The sequence below is a fragment of the Candidatus Competibacteraceae bacterium genome, from assembly GCA_016699715.1.
In the GTDB taxonomy this organism is placed as follows: domain Bacteria; phylum Pseudomonadota; class Gammaproteobacteria; order Competibacterales; family Competibacteraceae; genus Competibacter.
Genome location: CP065007.1, coordinates 990,553 through 1,015,359, shown reverse-complemented (window position 1 = coordinate 1,015,359; position 24,807 = coordinate 990,553). Strand labels below are relative to the sequence as shown.

25 protein-coding genes are annotated in these 24,807 nt (G+C 59.0%); 7 read left to right on the top strand and 18 right to left on the bottom strand.

The genetic code is table 11. The features are described from left to right. Positions 1-85 precede the first annotated feature (85 nt). The 5 genes from IPM89_04595 to IPM89_04575 form a co-directional block, all read right to left on the bottom strand. Positions 86-493, bottom strand: coding sequence for a type II toxin-antitoxin system VapC family toxin (locus tag IPM89_04595; GenBank protein ID QQS55103.1), 408 nt, complete (start codon positions 491-493; stop codon positions 86-88). After that, positions 490-726 carry a hypothetical protein gene (locus tag IPM89_04590; GenBank protein ID QQS55102.1) on the bottom strand — a complete coding sequence of 79 codons (237 nt, stop codon included), beginning with the start codon at positions 724-726 and terminating at the stop codon, positions 490-492. The genes IPM89_04595 and IPM89_04590 overlap by 4 nt, the downstream gene beginning before the upstream one ends. Positions 727-854: 128 nt before the next feature. Continuing rightward, entirely contained in the window at positions 855-1,688 is an 834-nt protein-coding gene (locus IPM89_04585) for a ribonuclease H-like domain-containing protein (protein ID QQS55101.1), read from the bottom strand. Positions 1,689-1,760: 72 nt separating this feature from the next. Then, positions 1,761-2,633 carry an NAD-dependent protein deacetylase of SIR2 family gene (locus IPM89_04580; protein ID QQS55100.1) on the bottom strand — a complete coding sequence of 291 codons (873 nt, stop codon included), beginning with the start codon at positions 2,631-2,633 and terminating at the stop codon, positions 1,761-1,763. Beyond that, on the bottom strand, positions 2,626-3,621 hold the full coding sequence (locus tag IPM89_04575; GenBank protein ID QQS55099.1) for a protein-ADP-ribose hydrolase: 996 nt from the start codon (positions 3,619-3,621) through the stop codon (positions 2,626-2,628). Before IPM89_04575 ends, IPM89_04580 begins: the two co-directional genes overlap by 8 nt. Before the next feature lie 301 nt (positions 3,622-3,922). Here IPM89_04575 and IPM89_04570 point away from each other — a divergent pair, with 301 nt between their 5' ends. After that, positions 3,923-4,411: a GNAT family N-acetyltransferase gene (locus IPM89_04570; protein QQS55098.1), complete on the top strand. Its 489-nt coding sequence runs from the start codon at positions 3,923-3,925 to the stop codon at positions 4,409-4,411. Between the two features lie 68 nt (positions 4,412-4,479). On the opposite strand, the gene IPM89_04565 is transcribed toward IPM89_04570, so the two are convergent. Continuing rightward, positions 4,480-5,031, bottom strand: coding sequence for an IS630 family transposase (locus IPM89_04565; GenBank protein ID QQS55792.1), 552 nt, complete (start codon positions 5,029-5,031; stop codon positions 4,480-4,482). A 194-nt stretch (positions 5,032-5,225) separates the two neighbouring features. On the opposite strand from IPM89_04565, the gene IPM89_04560 reads away from it, so the two are divergent. Continuing rightward, positions 5,226-6,332: an IS4 family transposase gene (locus IPM89_04560; protein QQS55097.1), complete on the top strand. Its 1,107-nt coding sequence runs from the start codon at positions 5,226-5,228 to the stop codon at positions 6,330-6,332. Here IPM89_04560 and IPM89_04555 read toward each other — a convergent pair. Next, the gene (locus IPM89_04555; GenBank protein ID QQS55096.1) at positions 6,324-6,869 is read right to left on the bottom strand and encodes a helix-turn-helix domain-containing protein; all 546 of its coding nucleotides are present in this window, start codon (positions 6,867-6,869) and stop codon (positions 6,324-6,326) included. The genes IPM89_04560 and IPM89_04555 overlap by 9 nt on opposite strands. Before the next feature lie 131 nt (positions 6,870-7,000). Between IPM89_04555 and IPM89_04550 the strand changes: the two genes are divergently transcribed. From IPM89_04550 to IPM89_04540, 3 genes are all read left to right on the top strand, one after another. Further along, positions 7,001-7,243: a type II toxin-antitoxin system Phd/YefM family antitoxin gene (locus IPM89_04550; GenBank protein ID QQS55095.1), complete on the top strand. Its 243-nt coding sequence runs from the start codon at positions 7,001-7,003 to the stop codon at positions 7,241-7,243. After that, entirely contained in the window at positions 7,240-7,512 is a 273-nt protein-coding gene (locus IPM89_04545; GenBank protein QQS55791.1) for a Txe/YoeB family addiction module toxin, read from the top strand. The genes IPM89_04550 and IPM89_04545 overlap by 4 nt, the downstream gene beginning before the upstream one ends. Positions 7,513-7,598: 86 nt before the next feature. Beyond that, positions 7,599-8,255 carry a DUF998 domain-containing protein gene (locus tag IPM89_04540; protein QQS55790.1) on the top strand — a complete coding sequence of 219 codons (657 nt, stop codon included), beginning with the start codon at positions 7,599-7,601 and terminating at the stop codon, positions 8,253-8,255. Between the two features lie 221 nt (positions 8,256-8,476). Here the strand turns inward: IPM89_04540 and IPM89_04535 are convergent, their stop codons facing one another. Further along, the gene (locus IPM89_04535) at positions 8,477-10,054 is read right to left on the bottom strand and encodes a glutamate--cysteine ligase (GenBank protein ID QQS55094.1); all 1,578 of its coding nucleotides are present in this window, start codon (positions 10,052-10,054) and stop codon (positions 8,477-8,479) included. 171 nt (positions 10,055-10,225) lie between these two features. On the opposite strand from IPM89_04535, the gene IPM89_04530 reads away from it, so the two are divergent. After that, positions 10,226-11,608: a leucyl aminopeptidase family protein gene (locus IPM89_04530; GenBank protein ID QQS55093.1), complete on the top strand. Its 1,383-nt coding sequence runs from the start codon at positions 10,226-10,228 to the stop codon at positions 11,606-11,608. A gap of 71 nt (positions 11,609-11,679) precedes the next feature. Here the strand turns inward: IPM89_04530 and IPM89_04525 are convergent, their stop codons facing one another. The 4 genes from IPM89_04525 to IPM89_04510 form a co-directional block, all read right to left on the bottom strand. Next, on the bottom strand, positions 11,680-12,576 hold the full coding sequence (locus IPM89_04525) for a 3-hydroxyacyl-CoA dehydrogenase family protein (protein ID QQS55092.1): 897 nt from the start codon (positions 12,574-12,576) through the stop codon (positions 11,680-11,682). Between the two features lie 155 nt (positions 12,577-12,731). Beyond that, complete coding sequence (locus IPM89_04520) at positions 12,732-13,508, bottom strand: enoyl-CoA hydratase (GenBank protein ID QQS55091.1); 777 nt, start codon at positions 13,506-13,508, stop codon at positions 12,732-12,734. A gap of 320 nt (positions 13,509-13,828) precedes the next feature. After that, the gene (locus IPM89_04515; GenBank protein ID QQS55090.1) at positions 13,829-14,047 is read right to left on the bottom strand and encodes a hypothetical protein; all 219 of its coding nucleotides are present in this window, start codon (positions 14,045-14,047) and stop codon (positions 13,829-13,831) included. A 175-nt stretch (positions 14,048-14,222) separates the two neighbouring features. Beyond that, positions 14,223-14,612, bottom strand: coding sequence for a hypothetical protein (locus IPM89_04510; GenBank protein QQS55089.1), 390 nt, complete (start codon positions 14,610-14,612; stop codon positions 14,223-14,225). A 412-nt stretch (positions 14,613-15,024) separates the two neighbouring features. On the opposite strand from IPM89_04510, the gene IPM89_04505 reads away from it, so the two are divergent. Beyond that, positions 15,025-16,785 (top strand): NAD-dependent malic enzyme, encoded by a 1,761-nt coding sequence (locus IPM89_04505; GenBank protein ID QQS55088.1) that lies wholly within the window; start codon positions 15,025-15,027, stop codon positions 16,783-16,785. Positions 16,786-16,875: 90 nt separating this feature from the next. On the opposite strand, the gene IPM89_04500 is transcribed toward IPM89_04505, so the two are convergent. The 6 genes from IPM89_04500 to IPM89_04475 all read right to left on the bottom strand — a co-directional run bounded on the left by IPM89_04500 (position 16,876) and on the right by IPM89_04475 (position 24,786). After that, a complete protein-coding gene (locus tag IPM89_04500; GenBank protein ID QQS55087.1) occupies positions 16,876-19,077 on the bottom strand; it encodes a PEGA domain-containing protein in 2,202 nt (733 codons plus the stop codon). 44 nt (positions 19,078-19,121) lie between these two features. Further along, positions 19,122-21,083: an SUMF1/EgtB/PvdO family nonheme iron enzyme gene (locus IPM89_04495; protein ID QQS55086.1), complete on the bottom strand. Its 1,962-nt coding sequence runs from the start codon at positions 21,081-21,083 to the stop codon at positions 19,122-19,124. Positions 21,084-21,225: 142 nt separating this feature from the next. Further along, a complete protein-coding gene (locus IPM89_04490; protein ID QQS55085.1) occupies positions 21,226-22,107 on the bottom strand; it encodes a hypothetical protein in 882 nt (293 codons plus the stop codon). A gap of 37 nt (positions 22,108-22,144) precedes the next feature. Continuing rightward, complete coding sequence (locus tag IPM89_04485; GenBank protein QQS55084.1) at positions 22,145-23,260, bottom strand: MCE family protein; 1,116 nt, start codon at positions 23,258-23,260, stop codon at positions 22,145-22,147. Further along, positions 23,253-23,990 (bottom strand): ATP-binding cassette domain-containing protein, encoded by a 738-nt coding sequence (locus IPM89_04480; protein QQS55083.1) that lies wholly within the window; start codon positions 23,988-23,990, stop codon positions 23,253-23,255. Before IPM89_04480 ends, IPM89_04485 begins: the two co-directional genes overlap by 8 nt. After that, a complete protein-coding gene (locus IPM89_04475) occupies positions 23,983-24,786 on the bottom strand; it encodes an ABC transporter permease (protein ID QQS55082.1) in 804 nt (267 codons plus the stop codon). The genes IPM89_04480 and IPM89_04475 overlap by 8 nt, the downstream gene beginning before the upstream one ends. Positions 24,787-24,807 lie beyond the last annotated feature (21 nt).

Below are 24,807 nucleotides of genomic sequence, written 5' to 3'. Positions count from 1 at the left end.
TTCAAAAGCGGATCATGGGGATAAATCCAGAGAATGGAAGGGCGCGGGGCGGAATATTGCAGTGTCGGTCTTTCCGGAAATTGCCTTATGCGGACTCGCGCCAGTTTTCCACAACCAGGCCGCCGACTCGCTGAAACTCACCCACGTTGAACGTTACCACGATCAGCCCTCTGGCCAGCCCGCAACCGGCGATCAGGACATCGTAGGCGCCAATCGGCTGCCCCTGCCGTTGCAGGGCGGCGCGAATGCCCGCCGCCGCCTGAGCGTCAGCCGCGTCAAACGCCAACGTGGCCATGGAACTCAGGAAGGCATTGATGACGGGCGCCAGCTTCCTGGCGCGCTCCGGGTTCAACATGAGTCCCCATTCGATCTCCATCCGGGTGATGCTGGAGATCGCCACCAGGTTCGGCGCGGTCGCCTTAAGCCGAGACAGCACGCCCGGTTGTCCCTTGACGAAATCGCTGACCGTACAGGTATCGAGCAGGTACTTCATGCCAGCGGGTTCGCTGCTGGCGGCTTGAGTTGATCACGGCTGGATTCAAAGGGTGGCATCTCCGCCATCCCGGTAAAGGAGAGCACTTCGTCCGGCCATTGAGGTTGGCCATGGCGGGCCAGCCATTCGCTCACCGCCTTGCGAATCAGGGCGTTCTTCGTCTCTCCAGTCCGTTCCGCCGCCGTAACGAGCAGCCGACCGGTAAAATCATCGAGATAGACGTTGAAATTCATGACGATTCCCAATGCTATAACATGTCAACATGTTATAGCCGTTGAATCAGGGATTCAATCTCAAGTCGGTACGGGTAGTCGGCAAGGACCACCGTGAGCGAATGGCGCCGCTACCAGACGCGCGGGCGTCACGGCATCACATCCTCGCTTCTCAGGTGCGACTCCGGCAACTGCGGCCCCGGCCCGTCGAGCGGCTCGCTCACGAACAGCGGACACGGCCGGTCACTGGCCCGCCAGCGGTCGGCGAACTCGCCCCAGTGCGGCTGTGACTCGCGGTTCGCCTCCAGATAATCCAGCAGGTGTTGCACACTGGCATTGTGGCTCCGCGCGCTGAGCCGGGTGCTGAGACAGGCCCAGCGCAGGTACAGCACATAGGTATTGAGCACGTCGCCCTCGCAGTAGCGATTGATGGCGGCGTAGTCGCCGGCGGCGGCCTGCTCCGCCACCGCCGCGCCGCGGCCGTTCCACTTGCCCGGCAGGCCCAAGGCGCGGGCGGCTTCGTCCAGACCCAGCCGCGGCGAAGCCCCGAAATCGCTCAGCGCGTCCATCAGGTCGCAGTGCCAGTTGGATTCGTAGCGGTAGTCGTAACCGAAACGGGCATCGGTGCGGTGCCAGTTGTAGGCGGTCAGCCCGTGGATCAGGGAACGCTGCTTAAGCACGGCGGCATCGAAACTCCGGCCGTTCCAGGTCACCAGCCGGGGCCGCTGCTTGTCGATCATTTGCCAGAACCCGGCCAGAATCTCCCGCTCGCCGCGTTCGGCGAGGCTGGCCGCGCCCAGTTTGCGCACGCTGTAGCGCTCGTACTCGCCGTCCCGCTCGATGCGGGCCAGCAGGAAACCCAAGGTCACGATTTCATGCTGGATCGGCTTGGGGAAGGCCTCTGGGTCGCGGTCCTCCGGCAGAATGGCGGTATCGGGGCGGGTTTCGAGATCGATGACAAGCAGGTTGAGTGGATGGGCCATGGGTCGCCTGAAGGAGTCGGGATGGTGGAAAAACGAGGATTTCCGAAAAAGCCTCGCCGCATTCATCTCATGTTAGCGCACTGATTTTTCCAGCCCCATCTCTTTCCAGATCGCCGTGACCGCGCCCATGGCATGGCCTTGCAGGGAGATCGACTTGCCGGCGATTTCACGAGGTACTTGCGGATATTGCAGGTTTACCCGGATGAGATGGGCGCGCGGATGCGCGTGCACGATGCGCTCCATCGGCCAGCGGATGACGCTGGGCGTGTTGAACCCGGCGCCGATTTCCAAAACCAGCAAATCCCGCTCGTGGTTGTTGTCGAGCCATTGCTCAAGGCGTGCGGCCTGTTCCCGATACGGGTCCTCGATAAACCAGTGGCCGCCGCGCACGTTCATGATCACGTCCTCGCCGCAATTGGGACAGCGCGGCAGCACGCTGGAATCCGTCACTTTTTGGGTTGCTGGGTCGATCTTCGGCAGAATGCGCTCAATCACCGGCCAGCTCGGCCATACGGCGTTCGAGCAGGGCGTTTGACACTGCATGAGCGCGTAGTCGCCCTGAGGCGTAAACAGCCGGTCTTCGGCAAAACCATTCTTGGTAAACAGCCCATCCACGTTGGAGGTGATAACGAAATACTCTTTTTCCCGCACCAGATCCAATAACCGGGCATAGACCGGGTGCGGCGGCGCCTGGAACCGCACCTGATGCACGTTCGCCGCCAGATAGCCCCATTTCAGTTCGGGGCTCCAATCCGAATAGCCCATCAACTCGGCCCGCCGGTGGAAACCGAGTTTCACCATGCCGGGAAAATCCCGGGCGAACGATTCCGTATCCATGTAATTGATGCCGGCTTCGACGGCCAAACCGGCGCCGGCCGCGATCAGCACGGCGTTGGCCTGGCGCAACAAATCGCGGCAACGCTGGATGTCAGGATCGTTAAACATGGGCTTCCTCCGTTCCTCCGCCCCGCGGCAGGCGCTGGTAGATTTGGAAATCGTCCTGGCTGAACACGTTCAGGACAATCACATCGATCGCGCCGGGATGATCGTCCAGCCAGCCGCCGATGGCGCGCAGCGCGACCCGCGCCGCCGGCTCGCGCGGGAAGCCGAACACGCCGGTCGAAATGCCGCAGAAGGCGACCGAGCGAATGTCCGGCACCCGGCTGGCCAGATCCAGGCACGACCGGTAGCAGGCGGCCAGCAATCGTTCGTGTTCGGGCCGCAACCGGTCCGGCGCGACGATGGGACCGACCGTATGCAGGATGTATCGGGACGGCAGGTTGTAGGCGCGCGTGACCTTGGCCCAGCCCGTCCCCTCGGGGCCACCTTGGCGTTGCATGATTCGGGCGCAATCCTCGCGGACGCGGGGACCCGCCGCCGAATGGATGGCGTTGTCGATACAAGCGTGAAAAGGCTGGAAACAACCCAGCATTTGCGCGTTGGCCGCGTTGACGATCACGTCGGCGTTCAAGGTGGTGATATCGCCCCGCCACAGGATGGCGGCGGTCGCGGTGTCACGGTCGGCGCCCAGCCAATCCCGAGAAAGGCGCGGCAGATTCGCGATATCGATCAGCCCCCTGTCGAGGACCTCACGCCGCAGGAGCCGATCCAGCCGGGCATGAAACCAGTCCGGCAACGGGTCGGGACCACGCACGGTCAGCAGGGCGCGCAGTAACCGCCGCCTTTCCTCATGGGATGACAAATTCCCGCGATCGGCCCCGCCGCGTTCGGCTTGCAGGTACGCCAGAAGATCATCCACCAGAGCGGCCTGCTGCTCCGCCGCCGCCGGGGCGGGAGGAGACGCGACGAACGGTTCATCCAGGCGAACCAACGACCGGTAGTCATCCAGGTCCAGGGGAGTGACGTGGGAGGGCTCGACGCTCGAAGATGTCGCGCTAAGCCAGTCGCCGTCGGAAGCGGAAGTTGTTTTCATGGATCGCGGTTATTGGATGTGAGAATTGAATCATTGTAGCAAGCCGGTCAAGAGCAAGAAGGCGATACGGTGTAACCGTTTGCTCCCCTTGGTACCGTTGCCAATTCCAGCAGAGGTTGCCAACCAAAAGAGTGTTCAGTGAGCGTAGTATTCCCGTGAGATTCCGCACTCCATGAACAAGGGCGTGCTTGAGCGATTTCGATCTTCAGCAGCTGGACGAGCCGCAGATAAAAGGAATAGCAGCAGTGGCATTTGTGGTTGATGATGCAATTCCCTCAACTCGCGCCCGTTAGGTCTCTGCATGGAAAAACTTCGCACAGTTGTTGAGTCCGACTTCGAAATGATCCTCAAGCTCAATGAAATGGAGGTTCAACAAACAAGCCCAATGGATCTAGATCGGCTCCGCTCGCTTGTCAGAATTTCCGCTTATTGCAAGGTTGTAACTGTCCAGAAGCAGGTCGCGGCTTTTCTAATCGCACTTCGGGAAGGTGCTCCATATGAAAATGACAACTACGGGTGGTTTGCCAGACGCTTTCCGAATTTTCTGTACGTAGATCGTGTGCTCGTTGACTCGCAATTCGCTGGCCGGAGCATTGGTAGCAAGATGTACAGCAACCTGTTCGCATTCGCGCGAGCGGAAAGGATCGGAACAATTACTTGTGAGTACAATATTGATCCGCCAAATCCCGCCTCTCGCAGATTCCACGACAAGTTCGGGTTCAAGGAATTTGGAACCCAGTGGGTCGCGAGCGGTACCAAACAGGTCTCGCTTCAGACGGCGGAGACCTAACAATTCATTCAAGCCGACGCCGCTTCGCGGCTTAATTCAGATGTTATACCGATTACTAATAGATTTTACTACTTTAGTGCAGATAAAATAAAATCAAAACTGGTCAAAGAAACCACTTCGCTTGGGAGAAGCGATTGAATGAGTTCATCCACTTTTTTACGTAGTTCATCTAGGGTTTTTAAATTGATCCAACACAATTGATCTTTCATTGATTGCCAAACACGCTCAATGGGGTTCACATCGGGACTGTAAGGCGGTTGGAATAATAAGACGACATTATCGGGGATTACAAGTTTTTTGGCATAATGAAAGCGACCGTTATCCAATTGAATTACGTTGAGGCTGTGCGGATAAGTTTTAGAAAATTCATTCAAAAACCACTGAAAGCAATCAGCATCCAAATGGGAAAATTCTAAAAAGAAGTTTTCGCCACTCAGTGGCTCAATGGCACCATAGAGCCAAAATGATTGAAAGGTCCATTGAACTGGACCAACTGGCTTAATCCCCAATGCGGTGATGACCCGCCGGGTGATCGTTTTTAATCCAAAGCGACTTTCATCTTGGCACCAATACCGTAAAGGCCGGACCGCTTCATTTTCAACTTGCTGAAAAATATCAATTAATTCAAGTTGTCGTCATTGTACAGGACAAAAATAACTTGCTGAAAATTAAGATAAAAAATAACAGCTATTTTGAGGGTAGTAGGATCGCGAGGTTGCTGTTATCATAACTAATTGATTGATAACATTAATTCTAAAACAGGCGAGGTTAATTCCGTGAATTCCCCTTTTTTAATACCCGGCACTTTGCAGAAATGCTTCATCATCATTTTCACTGGAACCGAGCGCGTATCTCTTGCATCGTCTATTTAATTATCGGAATCATCCAGATGGGAACGGTCAATCTCGCAAAGATTGCTGTCACCTTTCCTGGGCGTGCGCAACCGGCCTCTCATTACAAACGCCTTCAACGACTTTTTTGTCAATTTTCTCTAGATCTGAATCAAGTCGCCCGGTTCATTGCCAGTCTCATTCCTGTGCTTCAGTTCAAATTGACACTCGATAGAACCAATTGGAAATATGGTGATGTCAATATCAATTACCTTGTTTTAGGAGTCGTCTATCGCGGATCTGCTTTTCCTATACTATGGGTTGCTTTAGATAAAAAAGGCAACTCAAATACCCAAGAAAGAATAGCATTAATGAATCGATTCCTTACGATTTTCGGCCCGCAAATGATCGCCTGCTTGTTTGCGGATCGCGAGTTTATTGGGATTCAATGGTTTGGTTATCTTATTGAAAATCAAATTAAATTCGTAATACGCATCAAAAAGAATACGCAAATCTCTAACTCCCGAGGGGTCCCCGTCTCCGCCGAAAATCTTTTTCGAGGCCTACCCCGTGGCAGCGCTCTGGTTTTATCGGGCCAACGAACCGTGTGGGGGCACTCTCTTTATGTGATTGGTCTGAAAATGGCCAACGGTGAATTCGTTATTCTCGCAACGCAAGAACAACCGGAAACCGCGTTGGAAAATTATAAGGAACGCTGGCCGATCGAAACGCTTTTCATTTGCTTAAAAACTCGGGGATTCGATCTGGAATCCACCCATATAACTGACCCCCAGCGACTTGAAAAATGGATGGCTTTTCTCGCTATTGCATTTAGTTGGGCGCATATTATTGGTGAATGGCGCCATGAAATTAAACCGATCAAGATCAAAAAACATGGCCGTCCCACCCAAAGTCTTTTTCGCTATGGATTAGATTATTTGAGAAGTTGTTTATTTCATCACCAAGAATCCGCCCGGCAATACGCTTTTCATCAGGCACTGGAGTCGCTCTTTAAACGGTTGGGATCGAGCCCTCAAAATCGCTGTTTTCTACCTCTAACCAATACGCCACCCGGCAGAATTTTAACGTAAATTCATTTGGTTAGATGATTTTGTCCTGTACAATGAGTTGTCGTGGAAGTTTTTTTTAAAAGAAACCACCGCCTCTTCATGGCGATGAACGCTCGTTGGCCGCGCCACTTTAAGTTTTGCTTTGAGTTGATAACGAACGACTTGATGCACTGTTGAATAAGGAATATCGACCTCGTATTCCTGGAGAAGCCACTGCTGGATTTGTCCGTAACTATGAAATCCATGAGTCGGATCGTCCAGACGGCGCTGGAGTGCCTCTCTCATAGCTTCGGTAATTCTCGAACGACGGCCGCCATGATAATTCCACTGCAATAGCCCGATTAAGCCTTGGGTACGATATACTTTGAGCCACTTGACAATGACGGATTTCGATCGCCCTAAATGATCGGCTAACTCTTGTAAAGAATGAAAAATCTCACTTTTAATCCAATATAGAATTTGTAATCGCTCTCGAAACTTGGCGTGAGTTTGTTCATTCATTATGCGCTTTAGTTCTTCGGAGGATTCGTGGATTTCGACTTGTAATGAGCGGCTCATGACTGGATCAATAAAAGTAGGTTAAATAAGTATGATAACAAAATCTAATCATAAATGGTATTATGTTTTGAAGAGCCTCCTTGACAAGCGCATGGAATAGCATACGCTTTTAGCCAAAGGATGGCACCACCATGACCATTCTCAATGTGAAAGAAGCACGATTAAAGCGTTACAGCCTAATTGATGAGGCTGCGGAAACTCACCGACCCATTGTAATAAAAGGAAAACGGGGGAATGCAGTTCTCGTGTCGGAAGAAAACTGGAATGCAATATCCGAAACGGTGAACTTGCTGTCCATTCCAGGTATGCGTGAGTCGATCCGGGAGGGAATGGAAACTCCATCAGCTGAGTGCATTGAAAACCTTGATTGCTGAAATGGAATCTGGTCTACACGAAGCAAGCTCAGAAGGATGCAAAGAAGCTGGTCGCATCGGGTCTCAAAGGAAAGACGCAAAGCCTGTTAGAGGTGCTTGAGGAAAATCCGTATCGAAATCCCCCACCTTACGAAAAGTTGGTCGGCAATCTCGTGGGGGCTTACTCAAAGTGTATCAATATCCAACACCGCATTGTTTATCAGATTCTGGAAAAGGAGCGCGGTTGCCGTCCGGCACGCTGTCCGAGTCACGGTAGGGTCCGGTGCTGATGCCAGCCCTTTCGCGCGGACCCTCAGACCGGCTCCCATGGCGACCACGCCCCCCATACCTGCCAGAAATGCCCGTTCTTATGCGAATGAACCTGAGAAAAATTGGTGTCTTATGCGGAATCGTAGGGCCAATACTTTGGTTGCTGCTTATCATCGTGGCGGGCACCGTGCGGCCCGAATTCAGTCACGTCGCACAGTACATCAGCGAACTTGGGGAAAGGGGAAGCTCCACAGAGTACATGATGCGATACGCTGCATTCGGGCTCACGGGCCTGTTGTACCTCAGTTTCGCTACAGCGCTGCTGGCGATCTTCCGCGGTGGAAGATTATCAGCGGTGGCTGCGGCACTCATTGGCCTCGACGGGTTGGGTCGAATTGGGGCAGGTGTTTTCGCCTGTGATCTCGGATGCGAAGGGCTATCGACCAACCAGGAATTGCATCGGCTATTCGCAACGATTGGCTTTTTATCAGGTGTTCTGGCCGCGGTGGTGTGGGGAATAACTTTCAAGCAGTATCGTTTCCTGCAACGATATGCTAACTACTCAATCTGGTCCGGAATTCTGGCGCTGGTTTTCCTCCTTCTTATGTCTTGGTCCAGCAATCCCGTGAATGCTCCCGGTCTGTTTGAACACCTCGCAACCGGTCTGCTCTCTTTGTGGATATTGGTGTTCGCTACAACATTAATGCGCACACCGGAGCAACATTTGGAGCGATCGACACTTGAGCACGGCAACTTTGGCTAACAATGCGTTCAAACCGTTCACTGCGCTCACTCGGACGGCTTCTCTCCAAAACACACAGTGCTCATGATGGAGGAAGGCACTGATCGTCGTCCAAGGGCTGTTCATTCGGGTGGGTCCAGCTCTGAACGTCCAAACAGGTTGCGTTTTAATCTAACAAGTCGGCGTGGCGGCGAAGAGAAACTGGGCTCCCGGAAAAACGCTCACCGGCTGCGCGATGCAGCTCAGCTTTGGGCGAAGTAGCGGGCCAGGAATTCATCGAACGAAATCTCGTCCGCCGCTTCGATCTCGGCCTGCTCCCGCAGCGAACGCTCGGCCGCTTCGGTGAAAACCCGTATCTGCTCCTCGGCCAGCGGCCGCGACTCGAAATGGCGGCGATGCTGTTCCGACCAGTGCCGGGCGTAATGGAAGAAGTTTTCACCGCTGGCGCGCATGGCCGCCACGATGCGGGCGGACGGGGTGCGCTCCGGCTCGGCCAGTGTCGCGCGCTGTTCGGCCAGCGCCGCCGCATAAGGCTGCCCCGCTTCACCCAGGTCGAGCAGTTCGCACACCGGTTGCAGCCGACCGAGTATTTCTTCCGCCCAGCGCCGCAGCGGCAGCGCCGGATCGCGCCGACGGCGCAACACCAGCGCCGGGTCGCGGCCGCTCAGGGCCACCGCCATCTGATTCTCGTCGATCATCGCCCGTTCCTCGGCATCGAACGGCGGGGAGTCGTTGAGCAGACAAAACAGCAGGAATGCTTCCAGAAACCGCAACTGGGTCTCGTTCGCGCCCAGCGGCTCCAGCGGGTTGATGTCCACCGAGCGCAATTCGACGTAACGCACCCCGCGCTCCCGCAGCCCCACAGTCGGTTTTTCGTTGCCTTGCGGCGGCTGCTTGGGCCGCATCGACGCGTAGTACTCATTTTCGATTTGCAGGACGTTGGCGTTGAGCTGGCGGTAGTCGCCATCCACCTTCACCCCGATCCGCTGGTAGGGCGGCCACGGAGTCGCCGTCGCTTGCGTGAGGCTGGCGATGTACGAAGGCAGCGAGTTGTAGCACACGTTGACGCCGCTTTTCTTCTCGCTGTGGTTGGTGTAGCCGACGTTGCTCATCCGCAGCGACGTGGCATACGGCCCATAACAGGTGTGTTCGTCAAACTCGGCCAGTGAGGTCGTCCGGCCGTCGAGGAACGACTTGCACACCGCCGGCGAGGCGCCGAACAGATAGAGAATCAGCCAGCCGAAGCGTTGCAGGTTGCGAATCAACCCGAAATAGGACTCGGAGCGGAAATCCTGGAGCGAACGGCGGTCGCCTTCCCTCTGTTGGAACGCCGCCCAGAATTCGTCCGGCAACGAGAAGTTGAAGTGGATGCCGGCGATCACCTGCATGGTCCGCCCGTAGCGCCACGCCAGCCCGCGCCGGTAGACGTGCTTCATGCGACCCAGATTGGAGCGACCATACTCCGCGATCGGAATGCTGGCTTCGCCGGCCAGGATGCAGGGCATGCTGGCCGACCAGAGCAGTTCATCGCCGATCCGCCGGCAGGCAAAACGGTGCGCCTCATCCAGGAAGCGTAGCGCTTCCCCAGGATCGGCCAGTGGCGGGGTAATAAATTCCAGCAGCGCTTCGGAGTAGTCGGTGGTGATCCAGGGATGGGTCAGCGCCGAACCGAGCGCGGGCGAATGGGGAACCTGCGAGATATAGCCATCCGGCGCAACCCGCAGCGCCTCCCGCTCCAGGCCCAGCAGGCGGCCGTCAAACACGGCGGGTGGACTGGCATTGAACAGCCAGGTCAAGCGCTGGTCAAGAATTCGGTACAAGATCTTCGCCTCGCGGATGCGGCGGTCCCCATTCCGGGTATCGCCGGTTCGACGAAACCGTCCTTTCCAACCGGAGAGGGCGCTCGGCACGGGCCGGGATTTTGCGCTTTTTATCGGTGAAAATCACTGGGCGGCCAATATCGCGCCGCGCTTGAGCTGAGAGAGGTTCGCATGAACGATGGTTTGTTGCCCGCCCGCACTCCCGATTGCATTCCCGTCATCCCGGTGATCGAGAGCGAGTTCGGCCCGTGGCTGGAGCGGCAGGAGGATTTTTTACGCCACTGGCTGATCGCGACCGATTTCAAGGCGAAACCAGGCAGTTTCAATTTGATCCCCGCCTCCGACGGCCAATTGCGGACGGTGGCCGCCGGGATTGCCAAGGCCGACGATCTCTGGGCGCTGGGCGGTCTGCCGGCGGCGCTGCCGGAAGGAAATTACTACCTCGACGGCGCCTTCGATCCCTGGCGGCTGGAACGGATGACTCTGGGCTGGGCGCTGGGTTCCTATCAATTCACCCGTTACAAGGCCCCGAAAAGGCCGATGGCCAAGCTGGCGCTCGATCCCGTCAGCGATGGCGACCGCATCCGCCGGCAGGTGGCGGCGGTCACGCTGGTCCGCGATCTGATCAACACGCCGGCCGAGGACATGATGCCGGAACATCTGGCCAAGGCGATGCTGGCGCTGGGCCGGGAATTCGATGCCTCGGTGGAACAAACCGTCGGCGATGAGCTGCTGGCGCGAAATTTCCCGCTCATCCACGCCGTCGGCCGGGCCAGTACGCATCCGCCCAGGTTGCTGGACCTGCGCTGGGGCGACCCGACCCATCCCAAGGTCACTCTGATCGGCAAGGGTGTTTGCTTCGACAGCGGCGGGCTGGATTTGAAGCCGTCCAGCGCCATGCGGCTGATGAAAAAGGATATGGGTGGGGCGGCGACCGTTCTGGGACTGGCGCGGCTGATCATGAGCGCTGGTCTGCCGGTGCGGCTGCGGGTACTGGTCGCAGCGGTGGAAAACGCGGTAGCGGGCAATGCCTTCCGCCCCGGCGACGTCCTGCGCTCGCGCCAGGGCTTGACGGTCGAGATTCACAACACCGACGCCGAAGGTCGGCTGGTGCTCTGCGACGCGCTGGCGGAGGCCGGTACGGAACAACCGGAGATCCTGCTGGATTTCGCCACCCTGACCGGCGCGGCGCGGGTGGCGCTGGGCACCGGGATGCCGGCGCTGTTCTGCAACGATGAGACCATGCTCTCCGGCTTGCTGGCGGCGGCGGAACATGAGCAGGACCCCTGCTGGCGGTTGCCGTTGCACACCCCTTATCGAGAGATGCTGGACAGCAGGATCGCCGATATCGCCAACGCCTCGGACTCGTCCTATGCCGGAGCGATCACCGCCGCGCTGTTCCTGCAAGAATTCGTTCCCACCGGTATTCCTTGGGCGCATTTCGATTCGATGGCCTGGAACCTGAAAACCCAGGCTGGGCGGCCGGAAGGCGGCGAGGCCATGGGGATGCGAGCCGTGTTCGGTTGGCTGGAGCAGCGCTACGGCGGTGGTTGAGGCGGGAAATAGAGGATGGAGGTGTTGATGCGCCATCCCTGGCGCGAATGCTTATCCGGGTCGGGCGTGGATCAAGCGACGGGATGACGCAGGGCCGGGTTCGGGATCGGCGGCTTGACCGAATAGTCATAAAAACCCTTGCCGGTCTTGCGACCCAGATAACCCAACTGAACCAACCGGGTCAGGGTATGCGGCGAGGACACATGCGGCTGGTGCATGTCCTGATAGATGTTCAGCGTCATCGCCTCCACCACGTCCAGCCCAATGTAGTCGGCCAGCTCGAATGGCCCCATCGGATGCGCGGCGCCCGACTTCATGGCGTGGTCGATGTCGCCGATGGTGCCGGTACCCATTTCCAGCAGGCGGATGGCGCTCAGCATGTAGGGAGTCAGCAGGCGATTGACGATGAAGCCGGTGGTATCCTGGACGATAACCGGGTCCTTGCCGAGCTTCTTGCAAAAAGTGTTCAGAGTGCTGACGACGGCGTCCGAAGTCTCGAAGCCGTGGATGATCTCGACCAGCTTCATCACCGTTGCCGGATTGAAGAAATGCAGCCCCGCCACCCGGTCGCGCTGCTTGCAAACCGCCATCATCGCCGTCACCGACAGCGTCGAGGTATTGGTGGTCAGCAGTGCCTGAGGCGAAACGATGCCTTCCAGCCGCTGGAACAGCGCTTTTTTGGTTTCCAGATCCTCAATGATGGACTCAATGATCAGATCGCAACCAGCAACATCCTCTTCCTTATTGGTCAGTTGCAGTAAACCGAGGGTGGACTCCATTTTCTCGGCGGTCATCTTGCCGCGTTCGACCATCTTGCCCAGCGATTTCTCCAACCCCGAGCGGATCTTGTCGGTCGAACCTGGCGTTGCCTTGACGGCGATGGTTGGGATACCCGCCTGCGCGCAAACCTGCGCCACGCCCAAACCCATCGCTCCGCAACCCATAACACCTACTTTTTTAATTTCCATTCTACATTCCTTCACTTAACGGGATTGTTGAACATACTGTCTTTCCGGCATCAAAACAGGCCGGCATTAACATTAATGACAATGATGAAATTCTTCGGCGGTCCGGTCAAATCTTTCGAACAGTCCAGCCAAACCACCCCATCCACCAAGCAGCTTCAACGGTGCTTGAACGCCGGTGACCGCTTACCCGCGAAGGCTTCCATCCCCTCTTTCTGATCCTCGGTGGCGAACACGGCATGGAAGGTCCGGCGTTCGAACAACAGTCCTTCGGCCAGCGTGGTCTCATAAGCGCGGCTGATACATTCCTTGGTCATCATCACCGAAGGCAGCGAATACCCGGCAATGGTCTCGGCGGTCTTGATCGCTTCCTCGATCAGTTCGGCCACCGGCACAATCCGGCTGACCAAGCCCGCTCTTTCGGCCTCCTCGACATCCATCATCCGCCCGGTCAGGCACAGTTCCATCGCCTTGGATTTCCCCACCAGCCGCGTCAGGCGCTGGGTGCCACCGGCTCCCGGCAAAATGCCGAGCTTGATTTCCGGCTGGCCGAATTTGGCGTTGTCGGCGGCCAGAATGAAATCGCACATCATCGCCAGCTCGCAGCCACCGCCTAGCGCGTAGCCGGCCACCGCCGCGATCACCGGCTTACGACAACGACTGACCCGCTCCCAGTTGCGGGTGATGAAATTACCTTTATAGGCATCCATGTAAGAGTAATCCTTCATGCCCTTGATATCGGCGCCGGCGGCGAACACTTTCGCGCCACCGGTCAGCACGATGGCACGAACGGACTCGTCCGCCTCAATCACATCCAGCGCCTGGGTCAACTCCTCCATGAGTGCGTCGGACAGGGCGTTAAAGGCCTTGGGCCGGTTCAGGGTGATCAACGCCACCGGGCCGCGGGTTTCAACCAGGAGATTCTGGTAACTCATGTGCTTATCCTCTTTATCTAAATAGTTATGGGTGGGGTCACCACGCTTTTGGTGGAAACCATCCCGGCACGGCTTGCACGAAAAAGCCTTTCACAGCCGGTGCTTGGCTAATACAAACGGCAGTATAAGCCAGAATGGAAGTCAGGATGGATTCGAGCGGAATGGATGATGAAATGGCTGTCCAACGAGGTCGGCGCATACGCGCTTTTGGCGGCGGAAATAGCCCTTCAGCCCATCGCCGCATGTACTTCTTCTATCGAGCCAGCCTGTTTGGCTGGCGCCCGCGACAGCAGGATCAACGGCGGGGCGCCCAACACTGGTCAGGATGAGACCTCAAAGAAGTCGATTCGGTGCTCTGCAAGATTGAGGGTGGAGGCGAAATGCCGGGCTACCAAATTGGCTTGGCGCCGCTGATCTTTCTGAGCAAAAGCGTACCTGGTCCACGCCAGGGCGATTTCCGCCTGTTTCTCACGAAAACTTGCTTTCGTCGCCGCAAGATCGACACGCACTTGCGCTAGCTTGGCCTCGGCCTTTGCCAAGGTCATCCGAAACGGCACGGGATCGAGCCGGACAGGAACCCCGCCTTATCGAAGAAAGGCTTCTCGATTCGGGGAAAAAGACTTGCGAAGATGGAAGATGAAGGAGCGGGACAGTAGGACGCAGGTACGACATGGTTGGCCTGTTCCATAAGCCAGGATTCGAGCAGGAATTCGATTACTGATTGGGAAGCTGATCGATTTTCTTAAGCGACACGAGCGGAGCACCGGCGGCTTGGATTTTTTCGTCGCGGGCCAGCTTTTCTCGGCTCACCAATCGTTCCACCGCCATGGGCTGAGTCTGTGACCTCTCACCCACACTCGCATCAAGAGTGGACACGTCATCAGCTTGCGGTATCTGAGTCTTTATCGGAAACCGCCACGTGATGGCGGTTTCACGCGTGACGATCGGCGGCTTCGCTGGCGCGGCCTGCCTGACCGGCGCATATACGCCAGATTTCGGTTGCTGCTCGGGTCGCTGCGGCAAAGGAATCAGATAGGACGCCATCGCCAGTAACAGAGCCAACACCAGCACAATGATCTGCTTACGATGGATCTGATGGTTCATCAACATGTACTCCAAGTCTGGCCTTATCACTCGTGATCCGATGAAAGCAAAAACAGTTCCAATAAATAAAAATAAATAACAAATAAACTTATCTATCTGAAAGATAAAATAAAAAACATAAAAAACATAAAAAACATATTAAAAACACAATTTTTACCTTGTATTTCCACAAAATCGCGGATCGTCACTTCCCTAGCGTCAACGATCCACACATGACTCCCCACAACTTTGGTCGGGTCAATTTGAACCGGTTACGCGTTCATCGCGAGTGAGAAACCGTTCTGAGCGGCAGGAAGGAAGAGTAATGTTGGCGACACTTGTCGGGGTTGTTTGACCGCATTCCGCTTAAGTGCCATATTGTCAAGTTCGATCAGCTTGGGGAACCATTCCCCTGAACCTTAAGATTCAAGCGATGAAACGAGAACCGATTAGCCCCTATTTCGATATCAAAAGCGACACCGAAGGTCATGAGTACATGGAAGTTTATCTGGAAGGCATTGCCCTGTTGCGGCTGGTCCTCAGCAACAAGGGCACGGCCTTTACCGAAGACGAGCGGGTCTCCCTGGGGCTCGACGGTCTGCTCCCGCCACAGGTCAACACACTGGAGCAGCAGGTTGAGCGGGTCTACCGCGGTTTTTTACGCGAGCCCGATCCCATCTCCAAGTATCAATACTTGCGCGCCCTGCAGGAGCGTGCCGAAACCTTGTTCTACGCCCTGCTGGAAAGGCATCTCGAAGAAATGATGCCGATCATCTACACGCCAACCGTCGGTCAGGCGGTCCAGCAATTCAGCCATCTCTACCAGAATCCGCGCGGAATCTCGTTCTCGCCGCTCAATATCGACCGCGCCGATCGAGTGGTCCGCAACTATCCCTGGAACGATGTGCGGATGATTGTCGCCACCGATTCCTCGGCCATTCTCGGCATCGGCGATCAAGGCTACGGCGGCTTGGCCATCGCCATCGGCAAGCTGGCCCTCTACACCATCGGTGGCGGCGTCAACCCCTTCCATACCATGCCGGTCAAGCTGGACGTCGGCACCGACCGGATGGAATTGCTGAACGATGAGTTCTATCTGGGTGTCCGGCACCGGCGGCTGCGCGGCGAGCGCTATCTGGTGTTTCTGGATAAGTTCGTCAAGGCTATTCACAATCGTTGGCCACGCGCCATTATCCAATGGGAAGATTTGGCCAAGGATGTGGCGTTCGCGGTCCTGGAACGTTATCGCAAGCAGATCCCCTCCTTCAACGATGACATTCAGGGTACCGGCGCGGTGGCGCTGGCTGGCCTGCTGTCGGCCAGTCGGCTCAAGGGCGAGTCGCTGCGCGACCAGCGCATCGTGATCCATGGCGCCGGCGCCGGTGGCGCCGGCGTGGCCTGGGCCATCACCGAGGGCTTGATGCGCGAGGGGCTAAGCCGCGAGGAAGCACGCGACCGGGTCTGCGTGCTCGATTCGCGCGGCCTGCTGGTGGAAGGGCGCAACGTGGAAGCATACAAACAATGTTACGTTCAGCCCCGTGAGAAGGTGGCAAACTGGCAAATTGCCAACGAAATTCCGACCCTGCTGGAAACCATCGAACACACCAAGGCCACCGCCCTGTTGGGGTTGAGTGGCCAGGCCGGCTCCTTCAACCATCCGGTGGTGCAGGCGATGGCCCGCAATACCTCGCGCCCGATCATCTTCCCGCTATCCAACCCCACTTCTGCTTGCGAGGCCCTGCCGCAGGACATCCTGGACTGGAGCGAGGGTCGAGCGCTCGTCGCCACCGGCAGCCCCTTCCCCGATGTGGTCTGCGACGGCCAGACGCATCATGTCGGCCAAGGCAACAACGCCTTCATCTTCCCTGGCCTGGGTTTCGGCTCCATCCTGGCCGAATGCCGGGAGATCACCAACGGCATGGTGCTGGAAGCCGCCTATGCATTGGCCGAATATACCGCGGCGGCACATCTAAAGTCCGGCCGGGTCTATCCGCCGGTGGGCGAGCTACGCGAGGTCAGCATCCGCGTCGCGGTGCGGGTGATCGAACAATCGCTCAGAGAAGGCGTGGCCGGCAAGACCGATCTGGCCGGACGCGACCTCGATACCTACCTGCGCGCCCGGTTCTGGAAACCGCGCTACCTGCCAATCGTGCGCGGCGACCACACCGCGATGATCGATCATCCCGGCTACTAGCCAGCCTGGAGCGACCGGTAGCCCGGCACGGGCTGGGCTGGCCCCTGACCAGCCCGTGCCCCGGGTGACAACCAGCCGGGACCGGCCGCATTACTCGACCGACACCCCGAACCCGGAATTTTCCAACTGGCCGGGCGTGATGAGGGGAACGGAGCTTTCATAGGTTCGCCGTACCCGCCCGGCGATCCGCGCCGACAAATTCGCCGAACCGGACGCGCTGTTGCGGACCACAAAGCTCAAGGTCATGCCCGTGGTTCGATAAACCTGCATCGCGCCATTCAACAACGTTTGCCGGCTCACCGTCCGCCCGACATAGCCGTTCAACACCCGCATGACCTCGGAACGATCCGCGCCGCTCAACCAGCCGTCCACGCGCACCGAACCGATCCGCCACGCCCCGGCCCGTGACGGCGGTGACGGCGGTGCGGACGACACGGATGGCGGTGCGGACGACACGGATGGCGGTGCGACCGAGGTCGTTTTTCTTTCCAGTGCCACCGGCAAAGTGACATCGCCATCGACGATCCGCACGGTCATCCGCTTCGTTTCATAGCCCGACTGGCCAACTTCCACCGTGTAGCTGCCCGGCGCCAGTTGGATGCCAGGTCGGTAAACCGGACGGATACCCAGCAGCCGGATTCGGGCATTGGCGGGATCGGCGCGCACCGTCAGCCGGTATAGAGCCGGTCGCTCCGGCTCGGGTTGCCTGGACAAAGATACCGGCACCGTCACGTCGCTGTCGGCGATCCGCACGGTCACTTCCCTGGTTTCGTAACCGGACTGGCTGACCTCCACCGTGTAGCTACCCGGCGCCAGCTGGATGCCGGGCTGGTAAACCGGACGGATACCCAGCAGCCGGATTCGGGCATTGGCGGGATCGGCGCGCACCGTCAGCCGGTATAGAGCCGGTCGCTCCGGCTCGGGTTGCCTGGACAAAGATACCGGCACCGTCACGTCGCTGTCGGCGATCCGCACGGTCACTTCCCTGGTTTCGTAACCGGACTGGCTGACCTCCACCGTGTAGCTACCCGGCGCCAGCTGGATGCCGGGCTGGTAAACCGGACGGATACCCAGCAGCCGGATTCGGGCATTGGCGGGATCGGCGCGCACCGTCAGCCGGTATAGGGTCGGTCGCTCCGGCTCGGGTTGCCTGGACAAAGATACCGGCACCGTCACGTCGCTGTCGGCGATCCGCACGGTCACTTCCCTGGTTTCGTAACCGGACTGGCTGACCTCCACCGTGTAGCTACCCGGTTTCAGTTCCATCCCAGGCCGGTATTCGGTCCTTTCATTCAGCAACCGCACCTTGGCTTGAGGGGGATCGACCTGTACGGTCAAACGATACTGAGCCGGTGGCGCCGGTTCCTGCTTGACCAGCGTCACCGGTACGGTGACTTCGCTGTCGACGATCCGCACCGGAAACTTGCGGGAGGCGTAGCCATCCCGCGTCACTTCGATCTGATAGTCGCCAGGGGCCAGTTGCACGCCGGGTTGATAGATGGTCGGGTTGTTCAACAATCGAATTTGCGCGTCCGCCGGTTCCGAACGAATGGTTAAGCCGTATTTGGCTTTTTCCAGCGCGATATTGAGCGTTACGTTGCGATCGGCGATCCGCACTGCTTCCTTGCGGGCCGCGTAGCCCGGTTGCGTCACCTCGATTTCGTAGTTGCCGGACGGCAGCCGGATGCCCGGCTGATACGGAGTCGAACTGTTCAATAGACGGACACCGGCGCCGGCTGGGTCGGTCTTGACTGTCAGGGCATAGGTCGGCGCCACCGGCGGCGGCGCCGTGATCATGGCCGCCAGTTCGTTGACCTTGATCTGAATGGTGTCGATATCCTTGCCCTGGATCTGGCCGCTGCGCAGTAGGGAAGCCGTCCTGGTATCGATCAGCCGCGCCGTAACGGTGATCAGGTCGCCCAGCTTGTACACGCCACCGGTCACCACGGCATCCACCCCATACAGCCGCCCCAGTTCGGCGGCGGTCTTGGGATCGAGTAGGCCGGTGGAGCCGAATTCCTGAGCTTTGGCGATCTTGGCCGCCGCCGACAACGGCAAGCGATCTTTCAAGGTAAAGCGGCCGGTGTTGGCGATCGCCGACATCATCAGATCGGCGATGATCGCCCCGGCCTGTTCATTCAGGCCGCCGCGCACCGCGAATTCGATCACCGTCGCCGTCATCCGTTCGGGCGGTTTATCCGCCGCCGCTAGCGCCAGTCCCGGCAACCCAATCGCCAGCACGAAAAGCAGCGCCAACATCGGCTTCAAGAGCTTGAGAATCACTCTGTCCACACTTTTTCCTCCGCCGCCGACCAAACAGCCGGCCATCGTGCTCATCATGGCTCCAGCACCAACCGGAATCCCAGATCGAATTTCCCATATTGCGGGGAAGCGGGAAACCGATAAGCGAACCGCACCAAACCCGGATAATCCGACCACGACCCCCCTCGCAACATCCGGCGCCCCACCGCCGCCGCATTCTGATCGGCGCACCGGGTCTCGCCACCCGAGTACGCGCTATCGTAATCCGAGCAGGTCCATTCGGCGGCATTACCCAGCATGTCGTGCAAACCAAAGGTGTTAGCCTCGTACTTGCCAACCGGAGCGGCCACGGCTTGGCCGTCATCGCAAGGATAATTGGCCCAGTTGAATTGCAGGGCTTGCTTGGCGGTCGCATCGTAGATGTTGGCGTAATCGCACGCTCGGTTCGAATCTTCTCCCCAGTCGCGGGAAATCGTCTTGCCGGCGCGCGCCGCATATTCCCATTCCGCCTCGGTCGGCAGGCGGAATCGCAGGGCGGTCTTTTCGGACAGCCAATCGGCATAAGCAACCGCTTCCTGCCACTTGACCCGCACCACCGGCTGCTCGGGCGCGTTCAGATCGTGAGTATCGTAGCCACCGCTGTCGTGATTGGCGTCAAAGCGCCGATACTGCTCATTGGTGACCTCGAATTCACCCATCCAGAAGCCCTTGAGACAAACTCGATGCGGCACTTCGTTGGCGCTGCGATCTTTTTCGGTTTCCGGGCTGCCCATGCCGAAACAGCCGGGCGGAACCCAGACGAACGCCATGCCGGTCTCGGGCTCGGTGTAGACCTGGCCGGGCCGCGGGTTGGCCGGCGGCTCCGGCTTGGGAGGTAAAGGCGGCTTAGCCGGCTCGGCCGGCGAACCGTTCGAGGGCGTTGACGGCCCCGTCAGCCAATACGCGATCCCGCCCCCCACCACCGCCAATATCGTCAGAATGCCGATTCCCCAACGCCATCCTGTCCATCGAGGTCGCGCCGGCGGCGACGGTTCCCGAGCCGGTTCGACCAGCGCCGGACGGGGCTTCTCGCCGCTGCGATGCAAATCGGGACGTAATGGCAGCTCCAACTTGACCGTACGCTCGCCGCTATCTTCCAGCGGGGCCTCCAAAGCTACCCGCATTTGCTCGATCGATTGGAAGCGCCTCTCCGGTCGGACCGCCATGGCCCGGTCGACCAACCGCAGCAAAGTCGGGTTGTATCGTCCAGCCGCGGCTTCCTCCGCGGGGCGCAGCGGATCGTCGAGCACTCGCGCCGGCGCCTCGATCGGCGCGGCGCCGGTCACGCAGTGATACAGCACCGCGCCCAGGGCGTAAATATCGGTCCACGGGCCGTAACCCTTCCCATCGACCAGGTATTGCTCGATCGGCGAGTAACCCGGTGAAAACACGCTGGTGACGCTTTTGCTGCGTCGGCCCAGCGCCTGACGGGCCGCGCCGAAATCGATCAGGATGGTGCGGTTATCCGAGCGGAGATAAAGATTGGCGGGTTTCAGGTCGCGATGCAGGTAGCCCTGGTCATGCACCGCCTTCAGCGCCGGCAGCACATCGTCGACCAAGCGGCGGACCCGCTCTTCCGGCAGGGTTTTTTCCCGCTGCAAAAGCTGGCTGAGCGCTTCGCCGTCTTCGTAGTCCATCACGATATAGGCGGTGCCATTCCCCTCGAAGAAGTCCCGCACCCGCACCACGCCGGGATGGTTGACCTGGGCCAGGATCCGGGCCTCGTTGAGAAACCGTTCGAGACCCCAGGCGTAGCAGGCTTCCTCGCCGACCTCGGAGGTCGGCAACGTGCCCTGGGTGTTGGCCAGGACATTGATATCGTTGCGGTCCCGGTAGGACCATTCGACCGGAAAGTATTCCTTAACCGCCGCCCGGGTTTGCAGCGCCTCATGCACGGCCTTGTAGGTGATCCCAAATCCACCCGCGCCCAGCACCGCTTCGATGCGGTACTGATGCAGGCGATAACCGACGGGTAGCGTGTTGGATTTCTTGGTCATGGCATCCTATCGTGTATCGGCGAGCACCTTCAGGCGCTTCTGGCAGAGCCGCGCGGCCCTCCCGAATATTCCAAACATTTTGAAAACGAACTGGGCGGCTTCATTCGGACCCATCGCTTTCCACAGACAATTTTACCTGTCCCTACCGCAAAGGCACACTGGATTCGCGCTCCAGCAGATCGATGGCCTGCTCGCACTCCTGGACCTGAACACGCTGGCCGGTATGTCGGGCGATGGTTCGGGCCTGCCGATAAAGCTCCAGCGCGCCGCGCGAATCGCCCTGTTCCTGGCGCACTCGCGCCAGCAGGGTCAGATCGTGCGCCAGACCGGACAGGTTTTCGGCTTCCCGATCCAGCTCGACGGCTTCCCTAAGCCAGGCATCGGCTTGACGGGTCTCGCCGCCCCACAGCGCCAGGCTGGCCCGATTGGCCAGTGCCGCCGCCAACAAGCGCTTTTCCCCGCTGGAACGCGCCAGCGCCTCGGCCTCGTCCAAGAACCGCCACGCTTCGCGTACCCCTCCCAAGCCCTTGTAAGTTAACCCCAAACCATTCAGCGCCGCCAGCACGGCGGCATTGTCCCGCTGCTCGCGCCCCTCGTCCAGCGCGTATTGGAATTCCGTCCGCGCGGCCGCGAACCGACCGCGCCGCAACTGGATCTCCGCAAGACCCAAACGCGCTTGCAACCAGCTTGCGGGATCGGGCAGCGCCGCCGCCGCCCGCAGCGCCTTTCGCAAGTTCCGTTCCGCCAGCGGCCATTCGCCCAGCGCCAGCGCGACCGCGCCCACGTTCAGGGATTGCGCCATGATCGCCGGACGGTCGTCGGCGATTTCGGCCCAGCGCAGGCTGTCCTGAAATCCCTGCAAGGCTCGCGGCAATTCGCCTCTCGCATAGTAGCGCAGCGCCCGTTCCGCGCTGCTCTGGTATTGCGACTGCAACGGTGTCAGCGCCGGGCCACCGCACGCCGCCAACCCCGTCAACAACCCACCCGCCAGCAACGCCGCGCCCCAGCCGCGCCTCAGCGCCATGTTCGCCATCCGCCGGTCACGCGCCACCATCCGGTTGCTAGCGAGACGGCACGGTGGGCGTGGACCATTCGATATCCCGAGGTGCCTCCAGCAAGCGCCGGCCCGGTTCCGCCGGGTTCAGGATTTGCAACAACGCGCTGCGCTTGATCCCGCCAACCATGTCATCCACGTCCTCGGCCACCAAGCGGCTCTTGTCGATCAATCCGGGCACCTGCGAGCTGGCCTCGGCCAGTGTGGCCGTCATTCGCTCGGTTTGTTGCAGGATCCGCTCGACCTGCTGGCCATAAACCGGCAATCGGTCGCTCAGCTTCTCCAATCCCGTCAGCACCGCCCGCAACTTGCGCGTGCTGGCCGCCACGTCGCGAGAAATCGGGCTGTTGCTGTCGGTCATGCCACCGAGCACGCCCTGACCTTCGCGGATCCGCGCGCCGACCGCGGCCAGATCCGCGGCCGAGCGGCTTGCTTCCCGGCTGACGGCCGTCAGTTCCCGCAGCAAGGGGCCGAGCTGCCCGCTCAGCTCAGCCGCATCGCGCAGGACACCATCGATCCGTTGCAGGTAACCGGACAGCCGGGTCGAAAATTCCTGCGTGACCCGGGCAAAGGCATCCAGGGTCCCCAGCAATCCGCCCTCGGGTTTCTTGAGTTCCTCCGTGATGGTTCTGACGTTGGCCAACACGACGGAAACCTGGGTCAACTGTTCCTGAGCCTGCCTCAGCAATGCATCCAGATCGGGAGAGCGCAGGAAGGGAATGTCCGCCCCATCCCGCAACACCGACCGCGCGGGGTTACCCATATTGATTTCGATATGGGCGTTACCCAGCAGGTCGGTCTTGACTTGGGCGGCTGAATCCTCGCGGATACGCGGCTGATATTCCCGGTCGAGAATCAGTTCGATGCGAATCCGGTTGTAGTCGGTGATCGCCAGATTGTATACCTCGCCGACCTTCAATCCCGCCAAGGTGACCGGGGTGGCTCTCTGGATGCTCTTGACGTTGTCGAGAAATCCGTGCAGACGGTAGGTCTGACTGAACAATCCGAATTGGCGGTTGGTCATCCACAGCATGGCGAACAGCACGCCCAGCGTGGCCAGAACCAGCAAGCCCACCGCGCGCTGGTAGAACCGGTAGCGGGCGCTGATCAGAGTCTCAAGCATGATCGAAACGCGCGAAGTGTCTGACCAGGGCATCCGGATGCCCGGCAAGGTCCACGGCCGTCCCCGCCGCCAGCAACGTCCCCTGATCCATGACCAGCAGGCCAGTCTTCGGACTCACCGGCAGCGCTTGCGGGCCGGCATCGACCATAATCGTCATCTGCATCGGCACGACTACCTCTTCGAAAAACGCCCACACTCCGTAACCCGCCACCAGGGTTTCCCGCGGCAGATAAGCGCTGACCAGCAGCAGCCTGGGCTTGATGATCAGCGCCCGCAGCAAGCCGATCCAACTGCTTTCCAACGGCGATAGTTCATTGGCGTGTCGCGCCAGGATCGTCGGCGGCAACCGACAGGACTCCACGAAAGCCGTCACATAAGCTTCGATCTCGCCATCCGGCACCAAGCGGTGGTAGCGCACCAGCAGCGCCAGATTTTCGAACACGCTCCAAGCCGGCACCAGGCCCGCATGCTCCAGCATCACCCCGATCCGGCCGCGCAGCCGCGCCCGCGCCCGCGGTCCCATTCGTTCCACGACCCGCCCGAACAATTCGATGTGGCCGGTTCGGGGCATGGCCAAACCGGCGATCGTTCGAATCAGCTCGCGGCGGCCCGAACCGACCGCGCCCACCAGCATCCATGTCTCGCCCGCCATGGCTTGAAAATCGAAGGGACGCGGCGGCGGGTGCAGATTCAGCTCCAAGCCACGCAACCGCACCAGGGTCTCAGCCATAACGCAGCAACGAAACCAACAGGGTGATGATCAGGCAACCGATGAAGGATTGCGCGAACGCGCTGGGCAGCGCCCGGGGAATATCCACATAGGCATGGACTCGAAAAGCGCGCTGGGTCTGCACCAGGACGATGTGGATACCCTGCATCACCACCATCCCGCCGGTCAGCAGCAACGACCCGTGGCTTAACCCCGACCAGCAAACCCGGAAAAAAACCGTCGGCGAGATGTTCTGATAGACGCTCAGCATGACTCCCGCCCCGACCGTTACCCCGACATTCAGCCAGAGCGTCAAAACCAGCAGCGACAACACCACGCCGATCAAACGCGGCAATACAAAAAAGCCGTATGGGTTCAACCCCATCGCGGCTAAATGCTCGATCGCCTGATTCGCCTTGAGTTCGCCCAGTTCGGCGGTGATGGCCGCGCCCGACATGCCCGCCACGAACAAGCTCGCCAGAATGGGATCGAGCTGATGATACATCATGATATGCATGATACGCCCCAGCAACTGGGGGTCGTGAATGCCGAACACGATCAGCGGTAACGCCACCAAGGCACCGATGATCAGGCCGACGACGGTGAAGATGTACGCTCTTTGCACCGCCGTAAAATAGATCTGCTGCAAGGTATGCCCGAGCAGAAACCGCCATTGCCCCCGCGTGACCAGACCCGCGCTGATCAGCATGATCGCCAGAAAATCCAACTCCTCCCGCAATCGCGCCAGGGGACCGGTCACTAACGCGCCCACACCCTCGACAATCCGCCAGAACCCACCCCGGGCGGCGGTCTTCATGATCTCTCATTCAGGTTCAGG

Excerpts from the sequence above, each read along its gene's own strand:
- IPM89_04595 (QQS55103.1), bottom strand. The coding sequence starts at position 493 with ATGAAGTACCTGCTCGATACCTGTACGGTCAGCGATTTCGTCAAGGGA.
- IPM89_04590 (QQS55102.1), bottom strand. The coding sequence starts at position 726 with ATGAATTTCAACGTCTATCTCGATGATTTTACCGGTCGGCTGCTCGTT.
- IPM89_04585 (QQS55101.1), bottom strand. The coding sequence starts at position 1,688 with ATGGCCCATCCACTCAACCTGCTTGTCATCGATCTCGAAACCCGCCCC.
- IPM89_04580 (QQS55100.1), bottom strand. The coding sequence starts at position 2,633 with ATGTTTAACGATCCTGACATCCAGCGTTGCCGCGATTTGTTGCGCCAG.
- IPM89_04575 (QQS55099.1), bottom strand. The coding sequence starts at position 3,621 with ATGAAAACAACTTCCGCTTCCGACGGCGACTGGCTTAGCGCGACATCT.
- IPM89_04570 (QQS55098.1), top strand. The coding sequence starts at position 3,923 with ATGGAAAAACTTCGCACAGTTGTTGAGTCCGACTTCGAAATGATCCTC.
- IPM89_04560 (QQS55097.1), top strand. The coding sequence starts at position 5,226 with ATGCTTCATCATCATTTTCACTGGAACCGAGCGCGTATCTCTTGCATC.
- IPM89_04555 (QQS55096.1), bottom strand. The coding sequence starts at position 6,869 with ATGAGCCGCTCATTACAAGTCGAAATCCACGAATCCTCCGAAGAACTA.
- IPM89_04550 (QQS55095.1), top strand. The coding sequence starts at position 7,001 with ATGACCATTCTCAATGTGAAAGAAGCACGATTAAAGCGTTACAGCCTA.
- IPM89_04540 (QQS55790.1), top strand. The coding sequence starts at position 7,599 with ATGAACCTGAGAAAAATTGGTGTCTTATGCGGAATCGTAGGGCCAATA.
- IPM89_04530 (QQS55093.1), top strand. The coding sequence starts at position 10,226 with ATGAACGATGGTTTGTTGCCCGCCCGCACTCCCGATTGCATTCCCGTC.
- IPM89_04525 (QQS55092.1), bottom strand. The coding sequence starts at position 12,576 with ATGGAAATTAAAAAAGTAGGTGTTATGGGTTGCGGAGCGATGGGTTTG.
- IPM89_04520 (QQS55091.1), bottom strand. The coding sequence starts at position 13,508 with ATGAGTTACCAGAATCTCCTGGTTGAAACCCGCGGCCCGGTGGCGTTG.
- IPM89_04510 (QQS55089.1), bottom strand. The coding sequence starts at position 14,612 with ATGAACCATCAGATCCATCGTAAGCAGATCATTGTGCTGGTGTTGGCT.
- IPM89_04505 (QQS55088.1), top strand. The coding sequence starts at position 15,025 with ATGAAACGAGAACCGATTAGCCCCTATTTCGATATCAAAAGCGACACC.
- IPM89_04495 (QQS55086.1), bottom strand. The coding sequence starts at position 21,083 with ATGACCAAGAAATCCAACACGCTACCCGTCGGTTATCGCCTGCATCAG.
- IPM89_04490 (QQS55085.1), bottom strand. The coding sequence starts at position 22,107 with ATGGCGCTGAGGCGCGGCTGGGGCGCGGCGTTGCTGGCGGGTGGGTTG.
- IPM89_04485 (QQS55084.1), bottom strand. The coding sequence starts at position 23,260 with ATGCTTGAGACTCTGATCAGCGCCCGCTACCGGTTCTACCAGCGCGCG.
- IPM89_04480 (QQS55083.1), bottom strand. The coding sequence starts at position 23,990 with ATGGCTGAGACCCTGGTGCGGTTGCGTGGCTTGGAGCTGAATCTGCAC.
- IPM89_04475 (QQS55082.1), bottom strand. The coding sequence starts at position 24,786 with ATGAAGACCGCCGCCCGGGGTGGGTTCTGGCGGATTGTCGAGGGTGTG.